The organism is Thiomicrospira sp. (assembly GCF_014859555.1).
In the GTDB taxonomy this organism is placed as follows: domain Bacteria; phylum Pseudomonadota; class Gammaproteobacteria; order Thiomicrospirales; family Thiomicrospiraceae; genus Thiomicrospira.
This window is the reverse complement of the sequence record NZ_JACUTY010000014.1, coordinates 12,649-35,624: the sequence shown is the minus strand read 5'-3', so window position 1 is coordinate 35,624 and position 22,976 is coordinate 12,649. Positions and strand designations below refer to the sequence as shown.

At 45.2% G+C, this 22,976-nt stretch carries 23 protein-coding genes; 21 read left to right on the top strand and 2 right to left on the bottom strand.

The genetic code is table 11. The features are described 5' to 3' along the window. Positions 1–249 precede the first annotated feature (249 nt). From IBX48_RS04140 to hrpB, 6 genes are all read left to right on the top strand, one after another. The gene (locus tag IBX48_RS04140; protein WP_296831079.1) at positions 250–429 is read left to right on the top strand and encodes a hemin uptake protein HemP; all 180 of its coding nucleotides are present in this window, start codon (positions 250–252) and stop codon (positions 427–429) included. Positions 430–1,036: 607 nt separating this feature from the next. Next, complete coding sequence (locus IBX48_RS04135; RefSeq protein WP_296831077.1) at positions 1,037–3,076, top strand: TonB-dependent receptor; 2,040 nt, start codon at positions 1,037–1,039, stop codon at positions 3,074–3,076. A gap of 113 nt (positions 3,077–3,189) precedes the next feature. Continuing rightward, entirely contained in the window at positions 3,190–3,708 is a 519-nt protein-coding gene (locus IBX48_RS04130; RefSeq protein WP_296831075.1) for a ferritin, read from the top strand. Between the two features lie 204 nt (positions 3,709–3,912). Then, positions 3,913–4,773, top strand: coding sequence for a hypothetical protein (locus tag IBX48_RS04125; protein WP_296831074.1), 861 nt, complete (start codon positions 3,913–3,915; stop codon positions 4,771–4,773). Between the two features lie 327 nt (positions 4,774–5,100). Further along, positions 5,101–5,931 (top strand): NADPH-dependent 7-cyano-7-deazaguanine reductase QueF, encoded by an 831-nt coding sequence (gene queF / locus IBX48_RS04120; protein ID WP_296831072.1) that lies wholly within the window; start codon positions 5,101–5,103, stop codon positions 5,929–5,931. Between the two features lie 146 nt (positions 5,932–6,077). Further along, complete coding sequence (gene hrpB / locus IBX48_RS04115) at positions 6,078–8,615, top strand: ATP-dependent helicase HrpB (protein ID WP_296831070.1); 2,538 nt, start codon at positions 6,078–6,080, stop codon at positions 8,613–8,615. 20 nt (positions 8,616–8,635) lie between these two features. Here the strand turns inward: hrpB and IBX48_RS04110 are convergent, their stop codons facing one another. After that, positions 8,636–9,070: a DUF3010 family protein gene (locus tag IBX48_RS04110; RefSeq protein WP_296831068.1), complete on the bottom strand. Its 435-nt coding sequence runs from the start codon at positions 9,068–9,070 to the stop codon at positions 8,636–8,638. Between the two features lie 84 nt (positions 9,071–9,154). After that, the gene (locus IBX48_RS04105) at positions 9,155–9,727 is read right to left on the bottom strand and encodes a hypothetical protein (protein WP_296831066.1); all 573 of its coding nucleotides are present in this window, start codon (positions 9,725–9,727) and stop codon (positions 9,155–9,157) included. Between the two features lie 113 nt (positions 9,728–9,840). Here IBX48_RS04105 and mnmG point away from each other — a divergent pair, with 113 nt between their 5' ends. The 15 genes from mnmG to glmU all read left to right on the top strand — a co-directional run bounded on the left by mnmG (position 9,841) and on the right by glmU (position 22,974). Further along, positions 9,841–11,748, top strand: coding sequence for a tRNA uridine-5-carboxymethylaminomethyl(34) synthesis enzyme MnmG (gene mnmG / locus IBX48_RS04100; protein WP_296831064.1), 1,908 nt, complete (start codon positions 9,841–9,843; stop codon positions 11,746–11,748). After that, complete coding sequence (gene rsmG / locus IBX48_RS04095; protein WP_296831062.1) at positions 11,745–12,389, top strand: 16S rRNA (guanine(527)-N(7))-methyltransferase RsmG; 645 nt, start codon at positions 11,745–11,747, stop codon at positions 12,387–12,389. Before mnmG ends, rsmG begins: the two co-directional genes overlap by 4 nt. Continuing rightward, the gene (locus tag IBX48_RS04090; protein ID WP_296831060.1) at positions 12,382–13,149 is read left to right on the top strand and encodes an AAA family ATPase; all 768 of its coding nucleotides are present in this window, start codon (positions 12,382–12,384) and stop codon (positions 13,147–13,149) included. Before rsmG ends, IBX48_RS04090 begins: the two co-directional genes overlap by 8 nt. A 12-nt stretch (positions 13,150–13,161) precedes the next feature. Further along, positions 13,162–14,031 (top strand): ParB/RepB/Spo0J family partition protein, encoded by an 870-nt coding sequence (locus tag IBX48_RS04085; RefSeq protein ID WP_296831058.1) that lies wholly within the window; start codon positions 13,162–13,164, stop codon positions 14,029–14,031. Between the two features lie 237 nt (positions 14,032–14,268). Then, positions 14,269–14,532, top strand: a complete 264-nt coding sequence (locus IBX48_RS04080) for an AtpZ/AtpI family protein (RefSeq protein ID WP_296831056.1) — start codon at positions 14,269–14,271, stop codon at positions 14,530–14,532. Then, positions 14,522–14,884: an ATP synthase subunit I gene (locus IBX48_RS04075; protein WP_296831054.1), complete on the top strand. Its 363-nt coding sequence runs from the start codon at positions 14,522–14,524 to the stop codon at positions 14,882–14,884. The genes IBX48_RS04080 and IBX48_RS04075 overlap by 11 nt, the downstream gene beginning before the upstream one ends. 11 nt (positions 14,885–14,895) lie before the next feature. Beyond that, positions 14,896–15,711, top strand: coding sequence for a F0F1 ATP synthase subunit A (gene atpB / locus IBX48_RS04070; protein WP_296831052.1), 816 nt, complete (start codon positions 14,896–14,898; stop codon positions 15,709–15,711). Between the two features lie 118 nt (positions 15,712–15,829). After that, complete coding sequence (atpE, locus tag IBX48_RS04065) at positions 15,830–16,120, top strand: F0F1 ATP synthase subunit C (RefSeq protein WP_248850571.1); 291 nt, start codon at positions 15,830–15,832, stop codon at positions 16,118–16,120. A gap of 50 nt (positions 16,121–16,170) precedes the next feature. Further along, a complete protein-coding gene (locus IBX48_RS04060) occupies positions 16,171–16,641 on the top strand; it encodes a F0F1 ATP synthase subunit B (protein WP_296831048.1) in 471 nt (156 codons plus the stop codon). Between the two features lie 10 nt (positions 16,642–16,651). After that, positions 16,652–17,188, top strand: coding sequence for a F0F1 ATP synthase subunit delta (locus IBX48_RS04055; protein WP_296831046.1), 537 nt, complete (start codon positions 16,652–16,654; stop codon positions 17,186–17,188). A gap of 15 nt (positions 17,189–17,203) precedes the next feature. Beyond that, positions 17,204–18,745 carry a F0F1 ATP synthase subunit alpha gene (gene atpA, locus IBX48_RS04050; protein ID WP_296831044.1) on the top strand — a complete coding sequence of 514 codons (1,542 nt, stop codon included), beginning with the start codon at positions 17,204–17,206 and terminating at the stop codon, positions 18,743–18,745. Positions 18,746–18,757: 12 nt separating this feature from the next. Further along, positions 18,758–19,618, top strand: coding sequence for a F0F1 ATP synthase subunit gamma (atpG, locus tag IBX48_RS04045; RefSeq protein ID WP_296831042.1), 861 nt, complete (start codon positions 18,758–18,760; stop codon positions 19,616–19,618). A gap of 27 nt (positions 19,619–19,645) precedes the next feature. After that, complete coding sequence (gene atpD / locus IBX48_RS04040) at positions 19,646–21,028, top strand: F0F1 ATP synthase subunit beta (RefSeq protein WP_296831090.1); 1,383 nt, start codon at positions 19,646–19,648, stop codon at positions 21,026–21,028. Between the two features lie 6 nt (positions 21,029–21,034). After that, positions 21,035–21,469, top strand: a complete 435-nt coding sequence (locus IBX48_RS04035; RefSeq protein ID WP_296831040.1) for a F0F1 ATP synthase subunit epsilon — start codon at positions 21,035–21,037, stop codon at positions 21,467–21,469. 140 nt (positions 21,470–21,609) lie between these two features. Beyond that, on the top strand, positions 21,610–22,974 hold the full coding sequence (gene glmU, locus IBX48_RS04030; RefSeq protein ID WP_296831038.1) for a bifunctional UDP-N-acetylglucosamine diphosphorylase/glucosamine-1-phosphate N-acetyltransferase GlmU: 1,365 nt from the start codon (positions 21,610–21,612) through the stop codon (positions 22,972–22,974). Positions 22,975–22,976 lie beyond the last annotated feature (2 nt).

The following is a 22,976-nucleotide window of genomic DNA, read 5'->3' as shown; positions in this document are numbered from 1 at the left end:
ATTCAATTAATATTTCAACACCCGCCCTTAAATTCCGAACCCTTAGGACTTCATAGGGCGATTTAAACCCTAATCGCTCTCGGGTGTTGAGTTTATGTTCAACCCACTGGATTTTTCCATCTAAATTTTAGCCCTAAATAACAATAATAGTCATTAACATTTGACATCTATTATTGCGTGCATTAATATGTGACCGTACAATTAAAACTGATTATTATTTGTATTATTGTTTATAACTTGGAGTCTCACATGTCATCATCTCAGCCTGCCAATGAGTCAGCTAACACTAAGGCAAATGCATCCAGTCGCGTTAGAACGCTGGACAGTCAGAGCATTTTAGCTGGCCAAACCCAGGTACGGATACAACATGGCGATATCCAATATCGCTTGTGTTTAACCAAAGAAAACAAATTGATTTTGACCAAGTAGCTCAAGCATGCATAAACAAAACAGCTTAATTAACCTATGGGCACCTCGATTAACCTCTGGTTGATTCTGCGGGACTTAAAGGTCACTTATTCTAGGCGTGCGTCGCCGACCTTAGTCATTCTAAGGTCAAGGCGGACAACAACGAAGAAGTGACCTTTAAGCCCCGCCCGCAGGGGCTTAGCCAAGTTTCTCAGCTCTGCGTTGTGAACCTTTGCAAGGTCTAGACATTCCTTCAGGTTCACGCCTTGATCTGAAAAACTTGGCGTTGCCAGAATAAATCAGGGGTTAATCGAGGTGCCCCTATCACTCTCCAAACAAAAATTAGCTGAGTTGTTTCGTCTTGGGGTGTTTTGTGCGGCCGATCTGAACTGTTCGGATACGCAAAGTCGTGATGCGATATAACGCCTGTGTTTGCAAACCTGCGTAAAAGGCTTGTGCTCACAATGTCCGCATCAAGCACAGGGCCAAAAATCGCGTCATAACTTGACGTTTATGGCGTCAAATATAATTTCGATTGCGCATCATTAAATTTTTATCTGTCACAAAAACACATTAGCCAGCTTTGAAGTCGCCAGCCAAGTGTTGAAAAATTTTCTTAAGGAAATTTATGTCAACTCAAAAACTTGCACTTAAAACCCTGTTTGTCAGTATGGCGGCGATTATGGCAACGCCTGCATACCCCGTCGAAAATAGTCTGCCGCGCATTGATGTCGTCGGTGAAGGCTATGCTGCCGTCGCCAAACAACCCGGCTCGGTCACGGTCATAACTAAAGAAGACCTGCAATTACAACAACCCCTTTCAACTGAAGATGCCTTGCGTCGTGTACCGGGGATTAATATTAAAACCGAAGAAGAGTCGGCGGTTGTCGCGAATATAGGTATGCGCGGCTTAAGTTCTGCGGAGCAGAAATCCCTGATTCTTGAGGATGGTGTGCCAGTCGCGCCAGGTTTATTTATTGGTAATGGTCGTTATTACAATCCCCGTATTCAACGTATGGAAAGTATTGAGGTCGTTAAAGGCGCGGCTTCGTTACGTTATGGCCCGAGCACGATTGGTGGCGTGATTAACTACAAAACTAAAACACCAGATGATGGTGTGTCGCTATCTGGCCGAGTCGGTTCTCATAATATGAAAGAAATCACATTAGAAGCAGGTGGTAGCTCGCCTTCTGGTGATGGGTTTGCGGGTGTGGTTATTACCAAAGCGCAAAGTGATGGTTTTATGGATAAGAGTTATGACATGGAAGATGTCATGATCAAAGCCGGTATGGCGATGGGCGATAACCAAATACTGGGTTTCAAGTTCTCACATAATGCCAATGACGCCAATATTTCGTATCGCGGTTTAATGTTGGATGATTTCAAGACAGGCAAAACCTACAACCCGGCACCAGATGATTGGTATTTACAAGAACGTAAAGCCTTTGATATTAACCACGAAATCCAGCTGAACGATAATGCCAAGTTGCGTACTTTGGTTTACTGGAGTGATGTCAGTCGTGATTATTGGCGTTATGATGTTGATACGGTGGCTTCAAATGCGGCTGGGCGTTGGGTATACGAGGACACGTTAACTGGCAATAACCGTTCTTTTGAACGCATTGGTTTAGATACCCGTTTAAACCTCGACTTTAACGCGTTTGGTATGCAGAACGAAAGTGAATTTGGTTTGCGCGTATTTACCGAAGAATCCAACGACACTCGTATTCGCGCCACACGAGATCAAGATAGAACCGGCGTAAACGATCGACATCGTCAAGATTCAGCCGTTAGCTATGCGGTTTATGGTCAAAACAAATTTATGATTAACGACAAGCTTGCTATAACCCCCGGTTTACGGGTTGAAAGTTATGAGCAAAAACGCATTGTGTTAACAGACAATAATAAAACAACATCGACATCGAATACTGAAGTCCTACCGGGTGTAGGCGCAACCTATCAATTAAATCCGATGGCGCAAGTGTATGGTGGCATGTATCAAGCCTTTTCACCTGCTGAAAACGGTACGTCCTTAACGGGTGATGTAGATCAGAAACTAGAAGCCGAACGTTCAACCAATATTGAGGTTGGCGTACGTGGTGCCAATAATCAAATGTATTATGAGTTAACCGCGTTCCAAATGGACTTTTCTAATCAGGTGGTAGATGGCAACTCTAACCCACTATTAGATAAAGAAAATGCCGGTAAAACACTTCACCAAGGTTTAGAAGCGGCGTTTGGGATTGAGCTTGATGGTGGGGTTAGCATAGATACCAATTTAACCTATATTCCAACTTCAAAATTTGAAGCGGGTGATGACAAGGGTAACCGTATTAGCTATTCACCAGAAATAATGGCTAATTTGATTTTGGGTTATAAAACTGGTGGTTTAAAAACTGGGTTGGTGATGCACCATACAGGAGCGCAGTATGGAGATAGTGCCAATACTAAAGACATTCCTACCGACGCTGCTGGGGGAATCTGGGGCGGTAAATTGGATGCTTATACCACCATGGATTTAAATGCGCACTATACGGTCAACAAACAGTTAAGCGTGTTTGGTGCGGTCAAAAACCTAACCGATGAGCGTTATATCGCTGGTTTACGTCAGGGTATTTATGTAGGTCCAGAGCGTTCATTTGAGCTAGGTGCGAAAGTTAAGTTTTAAACCGAGCTAACCCCTCTTGCGGCTCGGATTTGCATAGCCTGCTCCCCGAGTCGCGCTTTTTCATCTACAATGAACTTTCGGCCTTATGGCCAAGTTTCATTAAGGAGAGTCTCATGTTAAAACCAGAAATGATTGCCAAATTGAATGAACAGATTACGGCCGAAATGTATGCGTCTAATCTGTATTTGCAAATGTCGGCCTGGTGTGAAGATCAAGGTTTGGCTGGTGCGGCGGCGTTTTTTCGTCAACACGTGCCAGAAGAGTTGTTGCACCGCGACAAGTTTATTGATTACTTAATTGAATGTGATGCCCCGGTAACAGTCGGTGCAGTGGCGGCTCCGCCCACTGAGTTTAAAAACTTGGTGGATGTGATTAACAAGGCATTTGAACATGAACTGAAAGTGACGGCCTTGATTAATGCGATGGCAGAAATGGCGCTGGATTCAAAGGATTTTAATACTTTTAATATGCTGCAATTCTTTATCGCCGAACAGCGCGAAGAAGAGGTCTTGTTCCGCGGTATTCTTGATCAAGTTAAATTGGTGGCCTTTAAAGGCGAAACCGGCGAAGCCATGTATCTGATTAATCAGTATTTACAGCGCTTAGCCCAAACCCATAACCCGAACCCATAACCATTAAATTGGTTGGCGATTAGTCGCATCTAGTCCCGCAGAATCAACCAGAGGTTAATCGAGGTGCCCAGTTAGAATACGTTTTAGTGTCACCTCGTTTATCGTTAACAAATGCCGAACCAAATTTGGGTTCGGCTTTTTTGTTTTCATTCCTCTGCGGTAATCGTTTTGTATAATGCCGGTTAGCGTTTTTAAGGAGCACGAATGAAAACAGCTTATTTATCGAGTTTATTAATTTTATTACCAGGCCTGGTATTGGCGTCGGGGCGTCCTAGTTTTAAGCCAAAAATCGAAGTTGAGCATCGTTTTTTAAATTCGACTGGTTTGCAAAACGAGGGCGGCGAGTTTGCGTTTGGCGCAGATAAACTTGAGTTATCCAATGCCTTGGCTAGTTTGTCTTACGAACGTTGGCGTTTAAATTGGAAAGACCTAGACCAGTTACCTTTTGGAGATGGGCAAAATGCCCCCGTTGAACATATGCACTCGGTGCGTTTGGGCGCGCGTTATATGCATAAATGGAGCGATAATGTTCGTTGGTTAAACTCGGTGGGCTTAGGTATGACTTATGAAAAACAAACCCACGATTCAATGAGTTTAAGTTTATTCACTATGTGGATACAACAGCTGGAAGCTGGGTGGGCCGTAAGTTATGGTGTGGCGATGAGTTACCATCCGGTGCGTTCACGTTTTTTGCCGGTGGCGGGTTTTAGTTATCGCATGCATGCGCCATTAGGCTGGAGTGGTTTATTGGGTTATCCACGCAGTTATATTGGCTATGGTTTTACACCGCAATGGCAGTTAAGTGCTGGCTTGGTGAATAATGCGATTATGGCCAAATTAGCTGACGACAGTCGAATTTCGGCCGATGGTTATGGTGAAATTAATGCCTGGCAGGCGGATGTGGCTTTGAAGTATCAGCCGGCAAAACACTGGAGTGTGGCAACGAGTTTACGTTTTTCGCCACTGTATGAGTTTACGGTGTTTGATGCGGATGGGGGTAAACAAGATGTTTATGAGGTGCAATCTACCTGGGGTGCGGCTTTGGCTATCAGTTATCAGTTTTAATCGAGGTGCCCTAGGTTTAATTCAGCATTAAATAAATCGTTAAAACGAAACCGCTAAAGTAAATCAATAAACTAAGTTGTAACATACGCTTGTTGGCTATTTGGCTATTGAATTTATTAAAGCGTGGGCGTTTTCGAAGCTGGATAAATCCAAGCCATAGCAAACCAAGTCCACCAAAAGTCAGAAAGAATCCCCAAAATAAGGCGTTAAGCATCGTGATTGACTCCAAAATACATGATTGTAAATGATCTTAAATCGGCTTGGATGATAGAATTATGACATTAAACCCATCAGGCCTGGTGGGTTGCGAAACCTGAGGAGTTTGCTATGTCAGTGACCAAACCCATTGAACAAAGCCCATTGGGCAAAACCGCTCAATATTGCCAGCAGTATAACCCGGCATTGTTATTCCCAATAGCTCGCCAGCTCAAACGCGATGAACTGGGCTTGACTGGCGCAATGATGCCGTTTCATGGGGCGGATGTTTGGACGGCGTATGAGTTGTCCTGGTTAAATAACAAAGGCAAACCCATGGTGGCGATTGGCGAGTTTGCGTTTCCATCGGACACACCCAATATTATCGAATCTAAGTCTTTCAAACTGTATCTCAATTCGTTTAATGGCACCAAATTTGGTACTCAGGTAGATGTCAAATACCGCTTAGAGCAAGACCTGTCTCAAGCCAGTGGCGGCAAGGTTAAAGTCATTATTCACCCCATCGAGCAAACCCAAACTTTGGTGTCTGACCTGGAGGATGGCATTTGTTTAGATGATCAAGATATTGAGGTTTCTGATTACCAAGTGAACCCAGATCTCTTAACCACGATGGAGCAACAGGTAGAAGAATGTTTATACAGCCACCTGCTAAAATCCAATTGTTTGGTCACCGGCCAACCGGATTGGGCGACGGTGGTGATTCGATATCGCGGTAAACGCATCGAACGTGCGGCGTTGTTGCGCTATATTGTGTCGTTCCGTAATCATAATGAATTCCACGAGCAGTGTGTTGAACGCATCTTTACCGACATAGAAAAAATGTGCGAACCCGATGTGTTAACCGTGTATGCGCGTTACGTGCGCCGCGGTGGTTTGGACATCAATCCCTACCGTTCCAACTTCCAATCCCACTACGCCATGCCACGTTTCGTGCGCCAGTAAAGAGTGTCTCCCCCCTCCCAGCGGGAGGGGGTTAGGGGGAGGGAGAGCCTTATTTGTGGGGTTAAACTTCACCCTCACCCCAGCCCTCTCCCTAAGGGAGAGGGAGTAAAGCTTCGTGTCCTTCGTGGTTAAAAAAAGAAAAACTCATGACCTTACCGATTTCTGCCTTATTACCTCAGATTGTGTCGACCTTAGCCGAACAACCAGGCCTGGTGCTTCAAGCGGAGCCGGGGGCGGGTAAATCGACCGCCGTGCCTTTGGCTTTATTAAAAGCCGATTGGCTCGCAGGCAAGAAAATTGTCATGCTCGAACCTCGGCGGCTGGCGGTGCGTTCGATTGCGAATTATTTAGCCCGTCAATTGGGTGAGAAAGTCGGTCAAACCATTGGTTATCAAATTCGTAACGAACGTAAAATATCATCACAAACTCGGGTGGAAATTGTCACCGAAGGCATCTTAACTCGGCGTTTACAGCAAGACCCGGAACTATCGGATGTGGCATTGGTGATTTTTGATGAGTTTCACGAACGCTCAATTCATGCCGATTTGGCGCTGACCTTGTGTTTAGAAGTGCAATCCGCCTTGCGTGATGATTTAAAACTGCTGGTGATGTCGGCCACCATTGACACTGAACAGGTCAGCGCGTTTTTAAATCACGCACCGATTCTAAAGTCCGAAGGCCGAAGTTTTCCGGTCAACACTCATTATTTACCCCAGCCACTCAACTCTAGCCATCCTAATGATTGGTTGCCAGCGCTAAAACAGCTGATTAACCAAGCGCTCAAAACCACTAGCAAAGATGTGTTGGTGTTTTTGCCAGGACAGGGCGAAATCAAACGCGCGCAAACCTGGTTGCAAGAATCCTTTATTGAAAACAGTCAAGCACCAGGCCTGGTGCTGCGTCCTTTATACGGTCAATTATCCGCCGATCAACAAGAAATCGCCCTTGTGCCTGACCCACAAGGACGGCGCAAAATTGTATTAGCCACCAATATAGCCGAAACCAGTTTGACCATCGAAGGCATCGGCGCCGTCGTCGATTCGGGTTGGGCACGACAAGCAATTTATGATGTTTCCAGCGGTATGACACGTTTAGTCACCCTGCGGATTTCGCAAGCCGCCGCCGAACAACGTAAAGGTCGAGCAGGGCGATTAATGGCGGGGGGGTGTTATCGACTTTGGTCGGAATCCCAGCAACACCAAATGCGCGCATTTGAAACCGAAGAAATTAGCCAAACCGATTTATCGGATTTGTGTTTGGAGTTGGCGCAGTGGGGCGTGAGTTCCCCTGACGAATTACGCTGGATCACCTCGCCGCCGCAAGCGCATTATGCGGCGGCGAAAAACTTGCTAGTGCAGTTGGAATTGTTAACGCCGAATGGCGGCTTGACTGAGTTAGGCAAAGCGGCGCAGGGTTTAGGGCTGAACGCACGTTTGGCGCGCATGTTATTAAGTGTACAAAACCAGTCTGCCGAACAGCAAAGCTTGGCATTGGATATCGCCGCTTTATTAGCCGAAGCGGATATTTTACCGAGCGCGCAGAATGCCGATTTGGTGAAGCGTTTAATGGTGTTGCAAACCTACCGTCAGGATCGACAACAGGCCAAACGTGAATACAGCATTCATATTCCCGCGATCGAACAAGCCTTAAAAAATGCCGATAACTGGCGCAGACAGTTAAACTTTTCAAAGCCAATACGGCTTAGTTTGGCGCAAATGCAAACAAATAGCGGCACGTTAGTCGCTTTAGCCTTTCCGGATCGTATCGCGCAACGTCGACAAGGTGACGAGCCGCGTTATTTAATGAGCAATGGCAAAGGCGCGTTGTTAAAACCAGATGATCCCTTGCGCCACCAGGCCTGGTTGTCGATTGCGAACCTAGACGGACAACGTCAACAAGGCCGAATTTATTTGGCCGCTCCGTTGGATTTAGCCAGCTTGGAACAAACCTTTGCCACACAGATTAAAACCCAGGTAGGATTAAATTTTGACGCCAAAAAACGCGAATTGATCGCCAGTGAGCAGCGCTGCTTGGGTAAACTGGTTTTAAGCGAAAAGCCAGTCGACTCGATTACGCCCGACCAATTCCAAGCCGCGTTAATTGAGGTGTTGGCGGAGAACTTGGATTTATTGCCTTGGACAGAAAAAGCCGAGCATTGGTTAAGCCGTTTACGTTGGCTGGCGAGCTTTAACACCGATTGGCCGAGTTACAACCAGGCCTGGTTGTCAGCGAATATTGTGCATTGGCTATCGCCATATTTGTCGGGGATACGGTCGGTAAAAGCTTTGCAGAAGTTAAATATGCTGACGGTGGTGCAGTCGCTACTGGACTATGAACAACAGCAAGTATTGGAGCGCGAAGCGCCCGCTTTTTATAACGCGCCCTCACAAAAACCCGTGTCGATTATGTATAGCGCCAGCCACGATCCCAAAGTGTCGATTCAACTGCAAGAGGTGTTTGGAGAGCTGAGCTCACCTTTGTTGGCTTGGGGGCAAAAACCGCTCACGTTTGAACTGTTATCACCCGCACGTCGCCCAATTCAAACCACCGCCGACTTAGCGCATTTTTGGCGCAATTCGTATTTTGAGGTGATCAAAGATATGAAAGGCCGTTACCCCAAACACCGCTGGCCGGATAAACCGCTAGAGGAAAAGCCCGGGCGTTCGATTAAAGCGCGGCGTTAGAGTATGGTTTTTTTACCTTTTTACCATTCATATTGGCCAGCAATATAACCGAAGGCCGACATAAACGCGGTTTCTTGATATTTTTTAAGACCGGTTTCGTTAAACGAAATCGGTAAACCGTAGTTTTTCAGATTTAGCTTTTGTTCGCTGGAGGTTATTAAACTCACGTTTAAGTTGGGCGTGACTTGTAATACGCCTTCCAGTTTAAAACCATTTGCGCCACCGGCAAATTTGCCTTTTTTAAGTCGAGCGCGAATCACCACTTGGTCAACCTTGTAGTCTTCGACCAGCTTGGCGAAGGTTTTTTGAAAGTGTTTTAAATCCTCAGATTTGTCGGGGTCGGCGCATTGAATGCGTGTTGTACGACAATCGGGCATATGGAAAATGCCATCTTCAAATTTTAATAAGCAAATGATGGCTTCATTGCTACTTAGTTCTACACCACAAACAATCATGTCGGTTCCTTAGGTTTTTACAGATAAAAGGTTTTTACAGATAAAGTTAAGCTGGCGCAGGCTTACCAGCACCAGGCCTGCTGGTTATTCAAAATAGCCAATTTCGCCCAAAATGCGTTTGATTTGTTCAGCATTAGGACGCTGACTGTCTGGGAAGTCGATTGGATGGCCGTCACTCAGCGCACCAGCACAAACCAAACGCATCACATCCGGCTGGCGATCCGAGGCTAGCTGAAATTCAATTAATTCCATCATTTCAGGCGGGCCATCATTATTAAATGACATGGGAACACCAATATTTATGCCGATACCAAATCGAACATTGGACGCCAACATCACCGATGACTCGTTACGCGCAATGGGTTCAGAATCAAACCGCACGCGCGTGACCTCAAATCGATCCGGCTTAATGGTTTGTGCCGTGTTTTTTAAGCTACGAACCTCAATTCGACAATGTTGCTCTCGGCGCTCAAATTGAGCACGAGTGGTCAGCAGACCTTTTTGAATAAAGCGTCGAGTTTGATCGGGCAAAATTTCAATAGGCTGTTTAAGCACGAAAAATTGACCAGGCTGAATATCAGAGTCTTTTGCCGTTTGAAACTGGCTACAGCCACTTAAGATGGCACCTGCCAATAGCAAACCGAGTATTTTAAACATGTTGAATCCTCCTTGCCATCATCACTAACCCGCCGATCTATTATCTTACACTTGGGCGGGTTTCGCTTTGTGGTAAAATTTCGTTTTCTTGTAAATATTGAATTTTGAGTGATATGGAAGCAACCTTAACCCATTTTGATGTAATTGTTGTTGGTGGCGGACATGCCGGCACCGAAGCCGCCCTGGCTTCGGCGCGCATGGGCGTTAACACCCTGTTGCTAACGCATAATATTGACACTTTGGGGGCGATGTCCTGCAATCCGGCGATTGGCGGCATTGGCAAAGGCCACTTGGTGAAAGAAGTGGATGCCTTGGGCGGCGCGATGGCGCTCGCCACCGATGAAGCCGGTATTCAATTTCGTATCCTAAACGCCTCAAAAGGCCCAGCGGTTCGCGCTACGCGTGCCCAGGCGGATCGAATTTTGTATAAGCAAGCGATCCGTATGCGTTTAGAAAATCAGCCCAATTTGACGATTTTCCAACAGCCAGTTGAGGATTTATTGATTGAAGGCGACCAAGTAATTGGCGTCGCCACCAAAATGAACCTGAATTTTTATGCACGCCAAGTGGTGTTGACCGCCGGTACGTTTTTAGCCGGGCGCATTCATATTGGCTTAGAAAACTACGAAGGCGGCCGCGCGGGTGATGAGCCCGCTAATCGTTTAGCCGCTAAATTGCGTGAACTGGCTTTACCGGTTGGGCGTTTAAAAACCGGTACGCCGCCACGTATTGATGCACGCACGGTCGATTTTTCTAAAATGCAGGTGCAGCCGGGTGACGATCCGGCGCCGGTGTTTTCTTATATGGGATCGCGTGATATGCACCCCAAGCAATTGCCTTGTTATATCACCCACACTAACGAACAAACTCATGAAGCGATTCGTGGCTCGCTGGATCAATCGCCTATGTTTACTGGCGTAATTGAGGGTGTTGGGCCACGTTATTGTCCGTCGATTGAAGACAAGGTGATGCGTTTTGCGGATAAAAATTCGCATCAGGTCTTTATTGAACCGGAAGGTTTAACTACCAATGAGCTTTACCCAAATGGGATTTCGACCAGCTTGCCGTTTGCAACTCAGGTTAAAATTGTACAGTCAATGAAAGGCCTTGAAAACGCGCGTATTATGCGGCCGGGTTATGCGATTGAATACGATTATTTTGATCCACGCGGTTTGCAACCCAGCTTGCAAACCCAAGCAATTAAAGGCTTGTTTTTTGCCGGTCAAATTAACGGCACAACCGGCTATGAAGAAGCGGCCGCCCAAGGTTTGTTGGCCGGTTTAAATGCCGCGCGCCGCGCGCAAGAACAAGATCTTTGGTATCCACGTCGCGATGAAGCTTATATCGGTGTGTTAGTAGACGATTTAATTACGATGGGCACGTTAGAGCCTTACCGTATGTTTACCTCGCGCGCCGAATACCGTTTGTTATTGCGTGAAGACAATGCCGACCAGCGTTTGACGGAAATTGGTCGCTCAATGGGTTTGATCGACGATACACGTTGGGGGGCTTATGAAACCAAGCTTGAAAGTTTGGAGCAAGAGGTGCAACGTTTAAAAGATGTGTGGATTTATCCGGCGCATAAAGAAGCCAAACAAGCCGAAGCTTTGATGCAGTTGCCTTTAAGTAAAGAACACACTTTATTTGATTTATTGCGTCGTCCGAATGTGACTTATCACGCCTTGGCGGAGTTGGACGTATTTGGCGAGTCGGTGACAGATCCAGCGGTAGTTGAGCAAATCGAAATCGAAGCCAAATACGCCGGTTACATTGATCGTCAGTTGATCGAAATCCAAAAATCCAAACGCGAAGAAACCACGCCGATTCCCGATGATTTGGATTTAGATGTGATTTCCGGCTTATCCAATGAGGTAAAACAAAAACTGCGCGCGCATAAACCGGCGACCTTGGGCATGGCGGCACGTATTTCCGGAATTACACCGGCGGCCATCTCGTTGTTGGCGATTTTTATGAAAAAACACCGCGCCGCCAAAGCCAAGTTAGACGCTGAACAAGTATGAGCTTAGAAGCTGAGCTAAAAGCAGGCGCCAGCCAAATGGGCGTGCGCTTAGACCACCAGGCCTGCTCGCAATTGTTGGCGTATTTAGAGCTGTTGCAAAAATGGAATAAGGTCTATAACCTAAGTGCGATTCGTGATCCGCAAGAGATGTTGGTTAAGCATATTCTGGATAGCTTGGCGGTCGTACCTTATATTGAATCCGATGCCCCGGCGACCTTAATTGATGTTGGTACCGGCGGTGGTTTACCCGGCATTCCGTTGGCGATAGTATTCCCGCAAATGACGGTGAGTTTATTAGACAGTAACCAGAAAAAGACCCGTTTTTTAGTTCAGGTTAAAGCCCAGCTAGGTTTAAGCAATGTGCAGGTTTTGCATACACGAGTTGAAGATCATCAGCACCAGTATCAAGCGGTGATATCGCGCGCTTTTACTGCGTTGGATAATTTCGTGAATCTAACTCGCACTTTGTTGGCGCCAAATGGCACTTGGTGGGCGATGAAGTCGCAAAGTTTGCCGGAAGAAATGAAATCCCTACCTGATTGGGTAGAGGTAAAAAACATCTATGAACTGAGCGTACCAGGCCTGGTGGCTGAACGTCGTTTAGTCGCTATGCAACAACGAGGAGACAAGCTGAATGGGTAGAGTGATGGCGGTTGCCAATCAAAAAGGGGGCGTGGGTAAAACCACGACCAGTGTTAACCTGGCCGCCTGTTTAGCCCGTTTAGGTAAAAATGTATTATTAATTGATCTCGATCCACAAGGTAATACCACGGTAGGGCTGGGTGTCGATAAAGATCAGGTCAGACAATCCGCTTATGACATGTTAATGGATGAAGCCTGCGCACAAGATGTGGTGTTAAGCGCCGAGCAAGCTGGGATTGATTTAATTCCTGCCAATGGTGATTTAACCGCCGCAGAAGTGCAGTTGCTCGACGATGATGAAGGCGCCAAAAGCCTGCGTCAAGCGCTGCAAACCATTCGTCAGAACTACGATTTTGTGATTATTGATTGCCCACCAACGTTGAACATGTTGACGCTAAATGCCCTGGTGGCGTCCGATGGTGTGTTGGTGCCGGTGCAATGTGAATATTTTGCACTCGAAGGTTTGTCGGCTTTGATGGATACCCTGCAAACCGTGCAAAAAGAACTTAACCCAGATTTACATATTGATGGTTTATTGCGCACCATGCATGATCGCCGCAACAATTTAGCGAACGATGTATCCAACGAGTTGGTGGCGCACTTTGGCATGAAAGTGTTACAAACAATTATTCCGCGTAACATTCGTTTGGCCGAAGCACCTAGTCATGGTGAATCCATTTTAGACTATGATCCCGCATCAGCCGGTGCCGTGGCTTATTTAGCCTTGGCCAACGAACTGATCCGCAAGACGCGCATTTAAGAGGAAAACTCAGTGGTAAAGAAACGACATTCTGGACTAGGTAAACGCGGTGTTAATGTGCTGATTAGCAGCAAGCAAAAATCCGATGCGCACGTAAATGAGTGGCGGGTTGAAAAGCTCCCCATTGATCAAGTTATTTCAAGTCAATATCAGCCACGCCAACACTTTGATGAGCAAGCCTTGCAAGAGCTGGCGGACTCGATTAAAGCGCAAGGTTTAGTCCAGCCGATTATTGTGAAGTGGTTGGATAATCAGCGCTACGAATTGATTGCTGGTGAACGTCGCTGGCGTGCGGCGCAAATGGCCGGTTTAGAAACCTTGCCGGCGATTGTGCGTGAAGTCGATGATAAACAAACCTTGGCGATGGCCTTAATCGAAAACATTCAGCGAGAAGACTTGAACCCGTTGGAAGAAGCACGTTCGTTACAGCGTTTAATGCAAGAATTCGAATTAACCCAGCAAGAAGTGGCCGAAGCGGTTGGGCGTTCTAGAACAGCCGTGACCAACTTATTACGTTTGTTAAAACTGCCGGAATTGATTCAAGAGTGGTTGCATGAAGACATGTTAAGTATGGGGCATGTGCGCGCTCTATTGACTTTGAACGAAGCCGAGCAAATCAAGCTAGCGCAAAAAGCCATTGATCAGGCCTGGTCAGTGCGCCAGATGGAGCAGGCCGTGCAAACGCAACAATCGCCCTCAGCATCTTCGGTTAAAACATCGATACCCGTTGATCCGAATATCCAGGTGTTACAAAATCGCTTAGCCGATAAGTTGGGTGCCAAAGTAATGATTAATCACGGCGCTAAAGGCAGCGGTAAGCTCGAAATCCGCTATTCAAACCTAGATGAGTTGGATCAGATTCTGCAACGAATTGAACATTAAGCTAAATTAGCGTAAACGCGCCAACCAAAATTTTTAAACACTTTGTATAAAAATTTTGAATGCTGTGATCACAAAATATAGTGGTTGAGTCAAGCTAGTAACTATATATTGAAGTTGGCGGCTTAAATCTAGTAAATCTAACAACAAACGACGCTAGCAATTCGGCTTGTAACAGGATAATATGTGCAGGCTTTGTCGTATGGCTCTGGCTGACAACCCATAAAGTTAGGTTTAATAATGCAACAAGACGCAAACAAAAGTAAACCCAAAGTTGGCATGAATTTTTTGCTAATAGGCTCGGGTCAAATGTTCACCTCAATGGTCATTGCGGGCTTTATTGTGGGGTTTGCGATTGATTACCTGTTAGAAACCACGCCTATCTTTATGATGTTATGTGGTTTGTTAGGTTTAATCGGTGGCAGTCAGAAAGTGCATCGTTTACTGCAGCACATGGACAAAACGCAACAAAAAGAACAAAACAAGGACGCAGATGCAAACTAATATTCTGCGTCCTTTCGTGATACAAGGGTTAATTGGTGTGATAGCACTCAGTGTGTTTGCCTATTACGGCCACACGATTTCATCCTTGTATGGCGTCATGATTGGTTTGGCTAACGTGGCAATGCTTACATTCACGTTTAAACAAGCCAACAAAAGAGCCGCCCAAGATCCGAAGGGCGGCATACTGGTTTTATATATGAGTGCAGTTATACGCTTTGTGCTGTTAGCTGTGTTATTTGTTATTGGGCTGGCGCTCTTGAAATTGGACGCGATGCCAATGGTCATAACCTTTGTGTTAATGACGATTGGGCAAATGTTTAATCTTCAAGGTAAGCGTCGTTTGACTGACTAAGGAGAAGGCTCTTGAGTGCGGAAAAAATGGGTACTGTTGAATATATTCAACATCACTTGACAAACAACTCGGTCGGTAGTGGATTCTGGACATTCCATCTAGACACCATTATTGTGAGTGCGTTATTAGGTATGCTAATTATTGGCGTGGCCATGGTGGTTGGGCGTCAGTTGGAAACAGGCGTGCCTGGTGGTTTTCAAAACTTTATTGAATCGATTTTAGATTTCGTATCCACCAACGTTAGAGATGCCTTTCCTGGTCACAATCCTATTATTGCGCCTTTAGCTCTGACCGTATTTTTATGGATATGGTTAATGAACTTTATGGACTTGATCCCGGTTGATTTACTCCCTTATTTATTCCAGTTAGCGGTGGGCGATTCTCACGCTTATTTGAAAGTAGTACCAACCACGGATTTAAACACCACCTTAGCAATGGCCCTGGTCGTATTTGCTCTAGTTATCTATTACAGCATTAAAACGAAAGGTTTTGGTGGCTACCTAAAAATGTTCCTATTCCACCCTTTCGGTAAATTCTTTGTACCTGTCAACATTGTAATGACTTTCATTGAGGAAGTGGCAAAGCCAATTTCCTTGGCGTTACGTCTATTCGGTAACATGTTTGCAGGTGAACTCGTATTCCTACTAATCGCATTGATTGGTGGAACCTTGGCAGTGGGTGCCGCTGCTCTATTCTGGGCACCTTTACAAGCCATATTGGATCTTGGTTGGGCGATATTTCATATTTTGATTATCACTCTGCAAGCCTTTATCTTTATGGTGCTCACGATTGTTTACTTAGCGATGGCGCATGACGAAGGTCATTAATAAGTAGATAAGCAAGAACAGGTGTTCAGTTTAGGCTGAGCACTAAAAGGGTTTAAGCGCACCTACCACTGGGTAAAAAGCTTTTTTAACTTTAACTTTAAAACTTAGGAGAAAATCAATGGAAGTAACTGCTACTATGATTGCTGATATTTACGCCGCAACTGCGATTGGTGTAGGTGTAATTTTGGCAGCTGCAGGTCTTGGTTCTGCAATCGGTTGGGGTCTAATCTGTTCTAAAACTCTAGAAGGGATTGCTCGTCAACCAGAAATGCGTCCAGCATTAATGACAAACATGTTCATCTTCGCTGGTCTTATGGAATCTTTCCCATTCATTATTTTGGCATTCGCAATGTGGTTCTTGTTCGCTAACCCATTCGTAGGTGCATTGCAAGCTGCTATTGGCGCTTAATAAAGAGTCAATGATTGTAATTTTAACCAACGAATGACGAGGTAACCACTGTGAGTATTAATGCAACCCTAATCATCCAGATGATCGCATTTGTGCTATTAATCTGGTTTGTGAATAAGGTGCTGTGGGGGCCAATGTCTAAGCTAATGGAAGACCGTCAGAAGCGTATTGCTGACGGCCTTTCTGCAGCTGAAAAAGGCAAGCATGAGCTTGAATTGGCTGAAAAACGTGCTAAAGACGTTTTGAAAGACGCCAAACTTCAAGCTCAAAATGTGTTGAGCCAAGCTGAAAAACGCGGCACTGAAATCGTAGAAGATGCGAAAGTAAAAGCAGCGGAAGAGGCTGAACGCATTAAAGCGGCCGCCCAAGCAGATATTGAGCAAGAAATTAGCCGTGCAAGAGAGCACCTTCGTAAAGAAGTCGCCACTTTGGTTGTCTCAGGCGCTGAAAAGATCCTGAGCAAAGAAGTCGATGCTAAGGCTCATAATGAGATGCTTGAAACCTTAGTAAAACAAATCTAAGGAAAATGCTATGGCAGAATTAATCACAACCGCTCGACCTTACGCAGAAGCTGCTTTTAGTTTTGCTACTGAAAACAAGCAATTAGCTGAATGGTCTGAAACATTGAACAACTTGGCGTTAATCGCTGAAGATATTCAAATGAAAAAGTTTATTAGTAACCCAAGTCATTCTGATACTGACAAAGTCAGTATTTTTGAATCGGTGATGGGTTCAAAGCTTTCAGATTCAGTTAAAAACCTATTGGTCGCGCTTGCTGACAACGGACGTTTAAATGCGTTACCTGACGTTGCAAAATTGTTTGATCAATTAAAGGCAACCTCAGAAAAACGTATTAAAGCGACTATAACATCAGCAAGAAAGCCTACGGCTGAGCAAAAAAGTAAATTAAGTGCTGCTTTAAACACTAAGTTTGATGCCGAAGTGGATATTGACTTTGTTGTCGATGAATCTTTAATTTCCGGTATCCGTATTAAAGTCGGTGACTGGGTTGTAGAAAATACAGCTGTCACCCAATTACAAAAACTTGGCGCAGCAATAGCCTATTAATTGAGAGGAAGACACATGCAATTGAATCCCTCTGAAATCAGTGACTTAATCAAAGACCGTATCGCCGGTTTTAAAGTGACTGCAGAGTCTGGCAGTGAAGGCACAGTCGTTAGTATCGCTGACGGTATTGCGCTAATTCACGGCGTGTCAGATGTGATGTATGGTGAGATGGTTCAGTTCGACGAACAAACCTTTGGTATGGCGCTTAACCTTGAGCGCGATTCTGTTGGTGTAGTTGTTCTAGGTGAATATGAGCACATCTCGGAAGGTGATAAAGTAACCTGTACTGGCCGTATTTTAGAAGTACCGGTTGGCCCAGAAATGCTAGGTCGTGTGGTTGACGGTTTAGGTCGTCCAATCGATGGCAAAGGCCCAATCAACACGAAACTGACTTCACCAATCGAGCGTATTGCGCCTGGTGTTATTGATCGTAAATCGGTTGATGAACCTATGATGACGGGTATCAAGTCTATTGACTCGATGATTCCAGTTGGTCGTGGTCAGCGTGAGTTGATCATCGGTGACCGTCAGGTTGGTAAAACCGCTATCGCTATTGATGCCGTTATCAGTCAGAAAAACACCGGTATTAAATGTGTTTACGTAGCGATGGGCCAGAAGGCTTCTACTGTAAACAACATCGTACGTAAGTTAGAAGAATACGGCGCAATGGAAAACACCATTGTTGTTGCGGCTAATGCTTCTGATCCAGCCGCTCTACAGTTCCTAGCGGCTTACGCAGGTTGTTCGATGGGTGAATACTTCCGTGACCGTGGTGAAGACGCGTTGATCATCTATGATGATTTAACTAAGCAAGCGCAAGCTTACCGTCAGATCTCATTGTTGTTACGTCGTCCACCAGGACGTGAAGCTTTCCCAGGTGACGTATTCTATCTACACTCTCGTCTACTTGAGCGTGCCGCTCGCGTAAGCGAAGACTATGTAGAGAAGTTCACTAACGGTGAAGTAAAAGGTAAAACTGGTTCATTAACAGCCTTACCAATTATCGAAACCCAAGCGGGTGACGTTTCTGCATTCGTTCCGACCAACGTAATTTCGATTACCGATGGTCAGATCTTCTTAGAAACTGGTTTATTTGCTCAAGGTATCCGTCCTGCAATTAACGCTGGTTTGTCTGTATCACGTGTTGGTGGTGCGGCTCAAACTAAAGCGATTAAAAAGCTTGGTGGTGGTATTCGTCTTGATTTGGCTCAGTACCGTGAATTGGCGGCTTTCGCTCAGTTTGCATCTGACCTAGACGCAACAACTAAGGCTCAGTTAGAGCGTGGTAAGCGTGTAACCGAGTTGATGAAGCAAAAGCAATATTCTCCTTTGACTATTGCTGAAATGGCGACGTCTCTATACGCGGCTAACGAAGGCTATTTAGATGACGTTGAAGTCAATAAAATCGGTGATTTTGAAGCCGCACTCCACGCCTACATTAATTCTTCTCACGCTGATTTAGTTGCAAAACTAAATGAAAAAGGTGATTGGAATGATGAGATTATTACTGGCGTAAAAGCTGCGATTGAGTCTTTCAAATCAACCGGCGTTTACTAAGGGGATTTGGCCATGGCAGGCGGTAGTAAAGAAATACGTTCGCAAATAGCGTCCGTTAAAAATACCCAAAAGATCACCAAGGCCATGGAAATGGTGGCGGCGTCGAAAATGCGTAGAGCGCAAGCTCGCATGACGGCGACCCGTCCCTATGTAGAGAAGGTGAAACGTGTGATTGATCATGTTTCTGGTGCACACCATGAGTATAAGCATCCTTATACCATTGAGCGTCCAGTTAAACGTGTTGGTTTAATCGTAGTTTCATCTGATCGTGGTTTATGTGGTGGTTTAAATACCAACCTTTTCCGTAGAACTTTGAAAAAGCTACAAGCTTGGCAGAGTGAAAATGTAGAGGTTGAGCTGGCTTTAATTGGCAAGAAAGCTCAAACTTTCTTTAAACATTATGGCGGAAATGTAGTCGCGTCAAAATCCGACATCGGTGACAAACCGCATGTTAGCGATTTAGTTGGCACCATTAAGGTTATGTTAGATCATTTTGAGCAAGGGCAAGTTGATGCTGTTTATGTTGCCTCGAATCAATTTGAATCCGCTATGACTCAAGTGCCTACTATTGAGCAACTTATTCCTTTGCAATCTGAAGGGGATAAAGAAGCGAAATATTGGGATTATCTCTACGAGCCGGATGCGAAAGAAGCATTGGATACCTTAATGGTACGTTTTGTAGAGAGCACCGTGTTTGGTGCAGTTGTGGAAAACGTAGCTTGTGAGCAATCTGCGCGTATGGTGGCCATGAAAAGTGCTTCTGATAACGCAGGTAATATGATTAAAGAACTTAATCTAGCTTACAACAAAGCACGTCAAGCCGCGATTACCCAAGAGCTATCGGAAATTGTCGCAGGTGCTTCTGCGGTTTAGGTTCGTATTTGCAAAAAAAGGTTTAATATCATGAGTGGAAAAATAGTACAAATTATCGGCCCGGTTATCGACGTCGAGTTTAGTGGTGCTGAGTTACCTAAAGTTCATGATGCGTTGATCGTAGATGACGTTGCGCTTACTCTAGAAGTACAGCAGCAAATTGGTGATGGCGTGGTTCGTGCCATCGCGATGGGTTCATCTGATGGTTTAAAGCGTGGTATGCAAGTAACTAATACTGGTGCAGCGATTTCTGTACCCGTTGGTAAAGCCACACTTGGACGTATCTTTGACGTTTTAGGTAATACAATTGACAACGCGGGCCCAGTTGACACTGAGGAGCGTGCGGGTATTCACCGTAAAGCACCTAAGTTTGATGAACTAGCCGCGTCTCAAGAACTTCTTGAAACCGGTGTTAAAGTTATCGACTTGATTTGCCCTTTCGCAAAAGGTGGTAAAGTTGGTTTGTTCGGTGGTGCCGGTGTTGGTAAAACCGTAAACATGATGGAATTGATTCGTAACATCGCGATGGAACACGCAGGCTTCTCAGTATTTGCTGGTGTAGGTGAGCGTACTCGTGAAGGTAACGATTTCTATCACGAAATGGCTGAATCTGGCGTATTAGACAAGGTTGCCCTTGTTTATGGTCAGATGAACGAGCCACCCGGAAACCGTTTACGTGTGGCCCTAACCGGTCTAACCATGGCGGAATATTTCCGTGATGAAGGTCGTGACGTATTGTTCTTTGTTGATAACATTTACCGTTATACCCTAGCGGGTACTGAAGTATCGGCTCTATTGGGTCGTATGCCTTCTGCGGTAGGTTATCAGCCAACTTTGGCTCAGGAAATGGGTGAAGTTCAAGAGCGTATTACCTCTACCAAGACCGGTTCTATCACGTCTATCCAGGCCGTTTACGTTCCTGCGGATGACTTGACTGACCCGTCACCAGCTACAACTTTTGCTCACTTGGACGCAACGGTTGTATTGAACCGTTCGATCGCTGAAACAGGTATTTATCCTGCCATCGATCCGCTTGATTCTACTTCACGCCAGCTAGATCCTTTAGTTGTTGGTGTTGAGCATTATCAAGTAGCTAACGGTGTACAGCAAACATTACAGCGTTACAAAGAGCTAAAAGATATTATCGCTATCCTAGGGATGGATGAGCTTTCAGAAGAAGACCGTGCGTTAGTAGCGCGTGCTCGTAAGATGCAACGTTTCTTCTCTCAGCCTTACTTCGTTGCGAAAGTGTTTACAGGTGAAGATGGCCGTTACGTACCATTAGCTGAAACTATCCGTGGTTTCAAAATGATTCTTAACGGTGAAATGGATGACGTGCCTGAGCAAGCATTCATGTACTGTGGCGGGATCGATGAAGTTATCGAGAAAGCACAGAAATATAAGGGGTAATAAGTTATGGCAGTCTCTATGCAAGTAGATATCGTAAGTGCGGAAGGTGAGATTTTCTCTGGAAAAGCCGATATGCTTTTCGCGCAGGCTGCCAATGGAGAGGTAGGTATTTTGCCTTTCCATACCCAGTTTTTGAGTCAGTTAAGACCTGGCGAAGTACGTGTGAAAAGTGGTGACGAAGAAGATGCATTCTACGTCAACAGTGGCACAATTGAAGTCCAGCCACATGTGGTGACCATTTTGGCCGACACCTGTGTGCGTTCTAAAGACTTAGACGAAGCGCTAGCACTGGAAGCAAAACAACGTGCTGTAGAAGCAATGGACAACGCGAAAACTGATGTTGATATTGCGCGTGCGCAAATTGATTTAGCGGAAGCGGTGGCCCAAATTCAAACGATTACGAAACTACGTGATCGTTTGGAAAAAACTGGGATGGCTTAATTTAGTCCCCCGAAAAATGAAAGCGCCTACGGGCGCTTTTTTTATAACTAATTACCTTGATTAACTAAAAGTCCTGAACATTTTACTCACGAGTTTTATACTAGTTTTAGAATGTTGAGGATTTTTAGGAGACAGCATCAATGAATTTAAATCTTGTTATCTTGGCAGCGGGTAAAGGCACACGCATGCGTTCGAAATGGCCAAAAGTACTTCAACCTTTGGCAGCCAAACCTTTATTAGGTCATGTGTTAGATCGTGCCAGCCAGCTTAAACCTGCCAAAATTACGTTGGTAGTAGGACATGGATCAGACCAAGTTAAACAGGTTTTTAATTCACCTGCCATACGTTGGGTTGAACAAACCGAGCAACTCGGCACGGGCCATGCGGTACAACAAGCATTACCTTGTATTGATGACGAGGATCGTGTATTAATTTTGTATGGTGATGTGCCTTTAACTCGTCCCGAAACCTTACAAGATTTATTATCTCAACTTGATGCCAAACATCCGCTGGCTTTGTTAACCATTAACTTAGAAGATCCAACCGGTTATGGACGAATTTTGCGTGACAAACATCATTGTGTAACAGCGATAGTTGAGCAAAAAGATGCGAATACCGAGCAGCTAAAAATCAACGAAGTCAACACTGGCATTATGGCCGTGCAAGGTAAACAATTGCAGGCCTGGTTGTCGCGTTTACAAAATAATAATGCGCAAGGTGAATATTATCTAACTGATATTATTGCAATGGCAGTAGATGATGGATTTCAAGTGCGTAGCGCTTCGCCAGCTGATGAAATGGAAGTATTGGGCGTGAATAACAAAGCTCAGTTACAAGACTTAGAACGTCAATTGCAACGTCAACAAGCCCAAAACTTGATGGAACAAGGCGTGACTTTATTGGATGCTAATCGCTTGGATATTCGTGGTCAGATTGAAGTTGGGATGGATGTGGAACTGGATGTGGGTGTCATTATCGAAGGCCGAGTTAAGCTAGCTGATGGTGTTAAAGTTGGGGCTTATTGTGTGTTGAAGGATGTGGATATTGCCGCTGGCACCATTATCAAACCTTTCAGTCATCTAGATTCAGCTAAGTTAGGTGAAAATTGTAATATCGGGCCTTATGCACGCATTCGCCCCGGCACAAGCTTGGCCGATAAGGTGAATATTGGCAACTTTGTCGAACTTAAAAATGCACAGGTTGGTGTGGGCTCAAAAGTGAACCATCTTAGTTATGTTGGGGATACTGAAATGGGGTCGGGTGTAAATATTGGCGCGGGTACCATTACCTGTAATTATGATGGGGTAAATAAATACAAAACCATTATTGGCAACAATGTGTTTGTGGGGTCGGATAGCCAGTTGATTGCACCGGTAACCATTGAAGATGGTGCAACCATCGGCGCGGGTTCAACTATTACGAAAACCGCCCCAGCGCACGAACTAACCCTCAGCCGCGCCAAACAACTCACCCTCAAGGGCTGGCAAAAGCCAGTAAAAAAATAATT

What these genes read in the sequence shown, in the direction of transcription:
- IBX48_RS04140 (WP_296831079.1), top strand. Translation starts at nt 250, where the DNA reads ATGTCATCATCTCAGCCTGCCAATGAGTCAGCTAACACTAAGGCAAAT.
- glmU (WP_296831038.1), top strand. Translation starts at nt 21,610, where the DNA reads ATGAATTTAAATCTTGTTATCTTGGCAGCGGGTAAAGGCACACGCATG.
- IBX48_RS04110 (WP_296831068.1), bottom strand. Translation starts at nt 9,070, where the DNA reads ATGATTGTTTGTGGTGTAGAACTAAGTAGCAATGAAGCCATCATTTGC.
- IBX48_RS04055 (WP_296831046.1), top strand. Translation starts at nt 16,652, where the DNA reads ATGGCAGAATTAATCACAACCGCTCGACCTTACGCAGAAGCTGCTTTT.
- atpE (WP_248850571.1), top strand. Translation starts at nt 15,830, where the DNA reads ATGGAAGTAACTGCTACTATGATTGCTGATATTTACGCCGCAACTGCG.
- IBX48_RS04035 (WP_296831040.1), top strand. Translation starts at nt 21,035, where the DNA reads ATGGCAGTCTCTATGCAAGTAGATATCGTAAGTGCGGAAGGTGAGATT.
- hrpB (WP_296831070.1), top strand. Translation starts at nt 6,078, where the DNA reads ATGACCTTACCGATTTCTGCCTTATTACCTCAGATTGTGTCGACCTTA.
- IBX48_RS04130 (WP_296831075.1), top strand. Translation starts at nt 3,190, where the DNA reads ATGTTAAAACCAGAAATGATTGCCAAATTGAATGAACAGATTACGGCC.
- IBX48_RS04075 (WP_296831054.1), top strand. Translation starts at nt 14,522, where the DNA reads ATGCAAACTAATATTCTGCGTCCTTTCGTGATACAAGGGTTAATTGGT.
- IBX48_RS04135 (WP_296831077.1), top strand. Translation starts at nt 1,037, where the DNA reads ATGTCAACTCAAAAACTTGCACTTAAAACCCTGTTTGTCAGTATGGCG.
- atpG (WP_296831042.1), top strand. Translation starts at nt 18,758, where the DNA reads ATGGCAGGCGGTAGTAAAGAAATACGTTCGCAAATAGCGTCCGTTAAA.
- mnmG (WP_296831064.1), top strand. Translation starts at nt 9,841, where the DNA reads ATGGAAGCAACCTTAACCCATTTTGATGTAATTGTTGTTGGTGGCGGA.
- IBX48_RS04090 (WP_296831060.1), top strand. Translation starts at nt 12,382, where the DNA reads ATGGGTAGAGTGATGGCGGTTGCCAATCAAAAAGGGGGCGTGGGTAAA.
- rsmG (WP_296831062.1), top strand. Translation starts at nt 11,745, where the DNA reads ATGAGCTTAGAAGCTGAGCTAAAAGCAGGCGCCAGCCAAATGGGCGTG.
- atpA (WP_296831044.1), top strand. Translation starts at nt 17,204, where the DNA reads ATGCAATTGAATCCCTCTGAAATCAGTGACTTAATCAAAGACCGTATC.
- IBX48_RS04105 (WP_296831066.1), bottom strand. Translation starts at nt 9,727, where the DNA reads ATGTTTAAAATACTCGGTTTGCTATTGGCAGGTGCCATCTTAAGTGGC.
- queF (WP_296831072.1), top strand. Translation starts at nt 5,101, where the DNA reads ATGTCAGTGACCAAACCCATTGAACAAAGCCCATTGGGCAAAACCGCT.
- IBX48_RS04125 (WP_296831074.1), top strand. Translation starts at nt 3,913, where the DNA reads ATGAAAACAGCTTATTTATCGAGTTTATTAATTTTATTACCAGGCCTG.
- IBX48_RS04080 (WP_296831056.1), top strand. Translation starts at nt 14,269, where the DNA reads ATGCAACAAGACGCAAACAAAAGTAAACCCAAAGTTGGCATGAATTTT.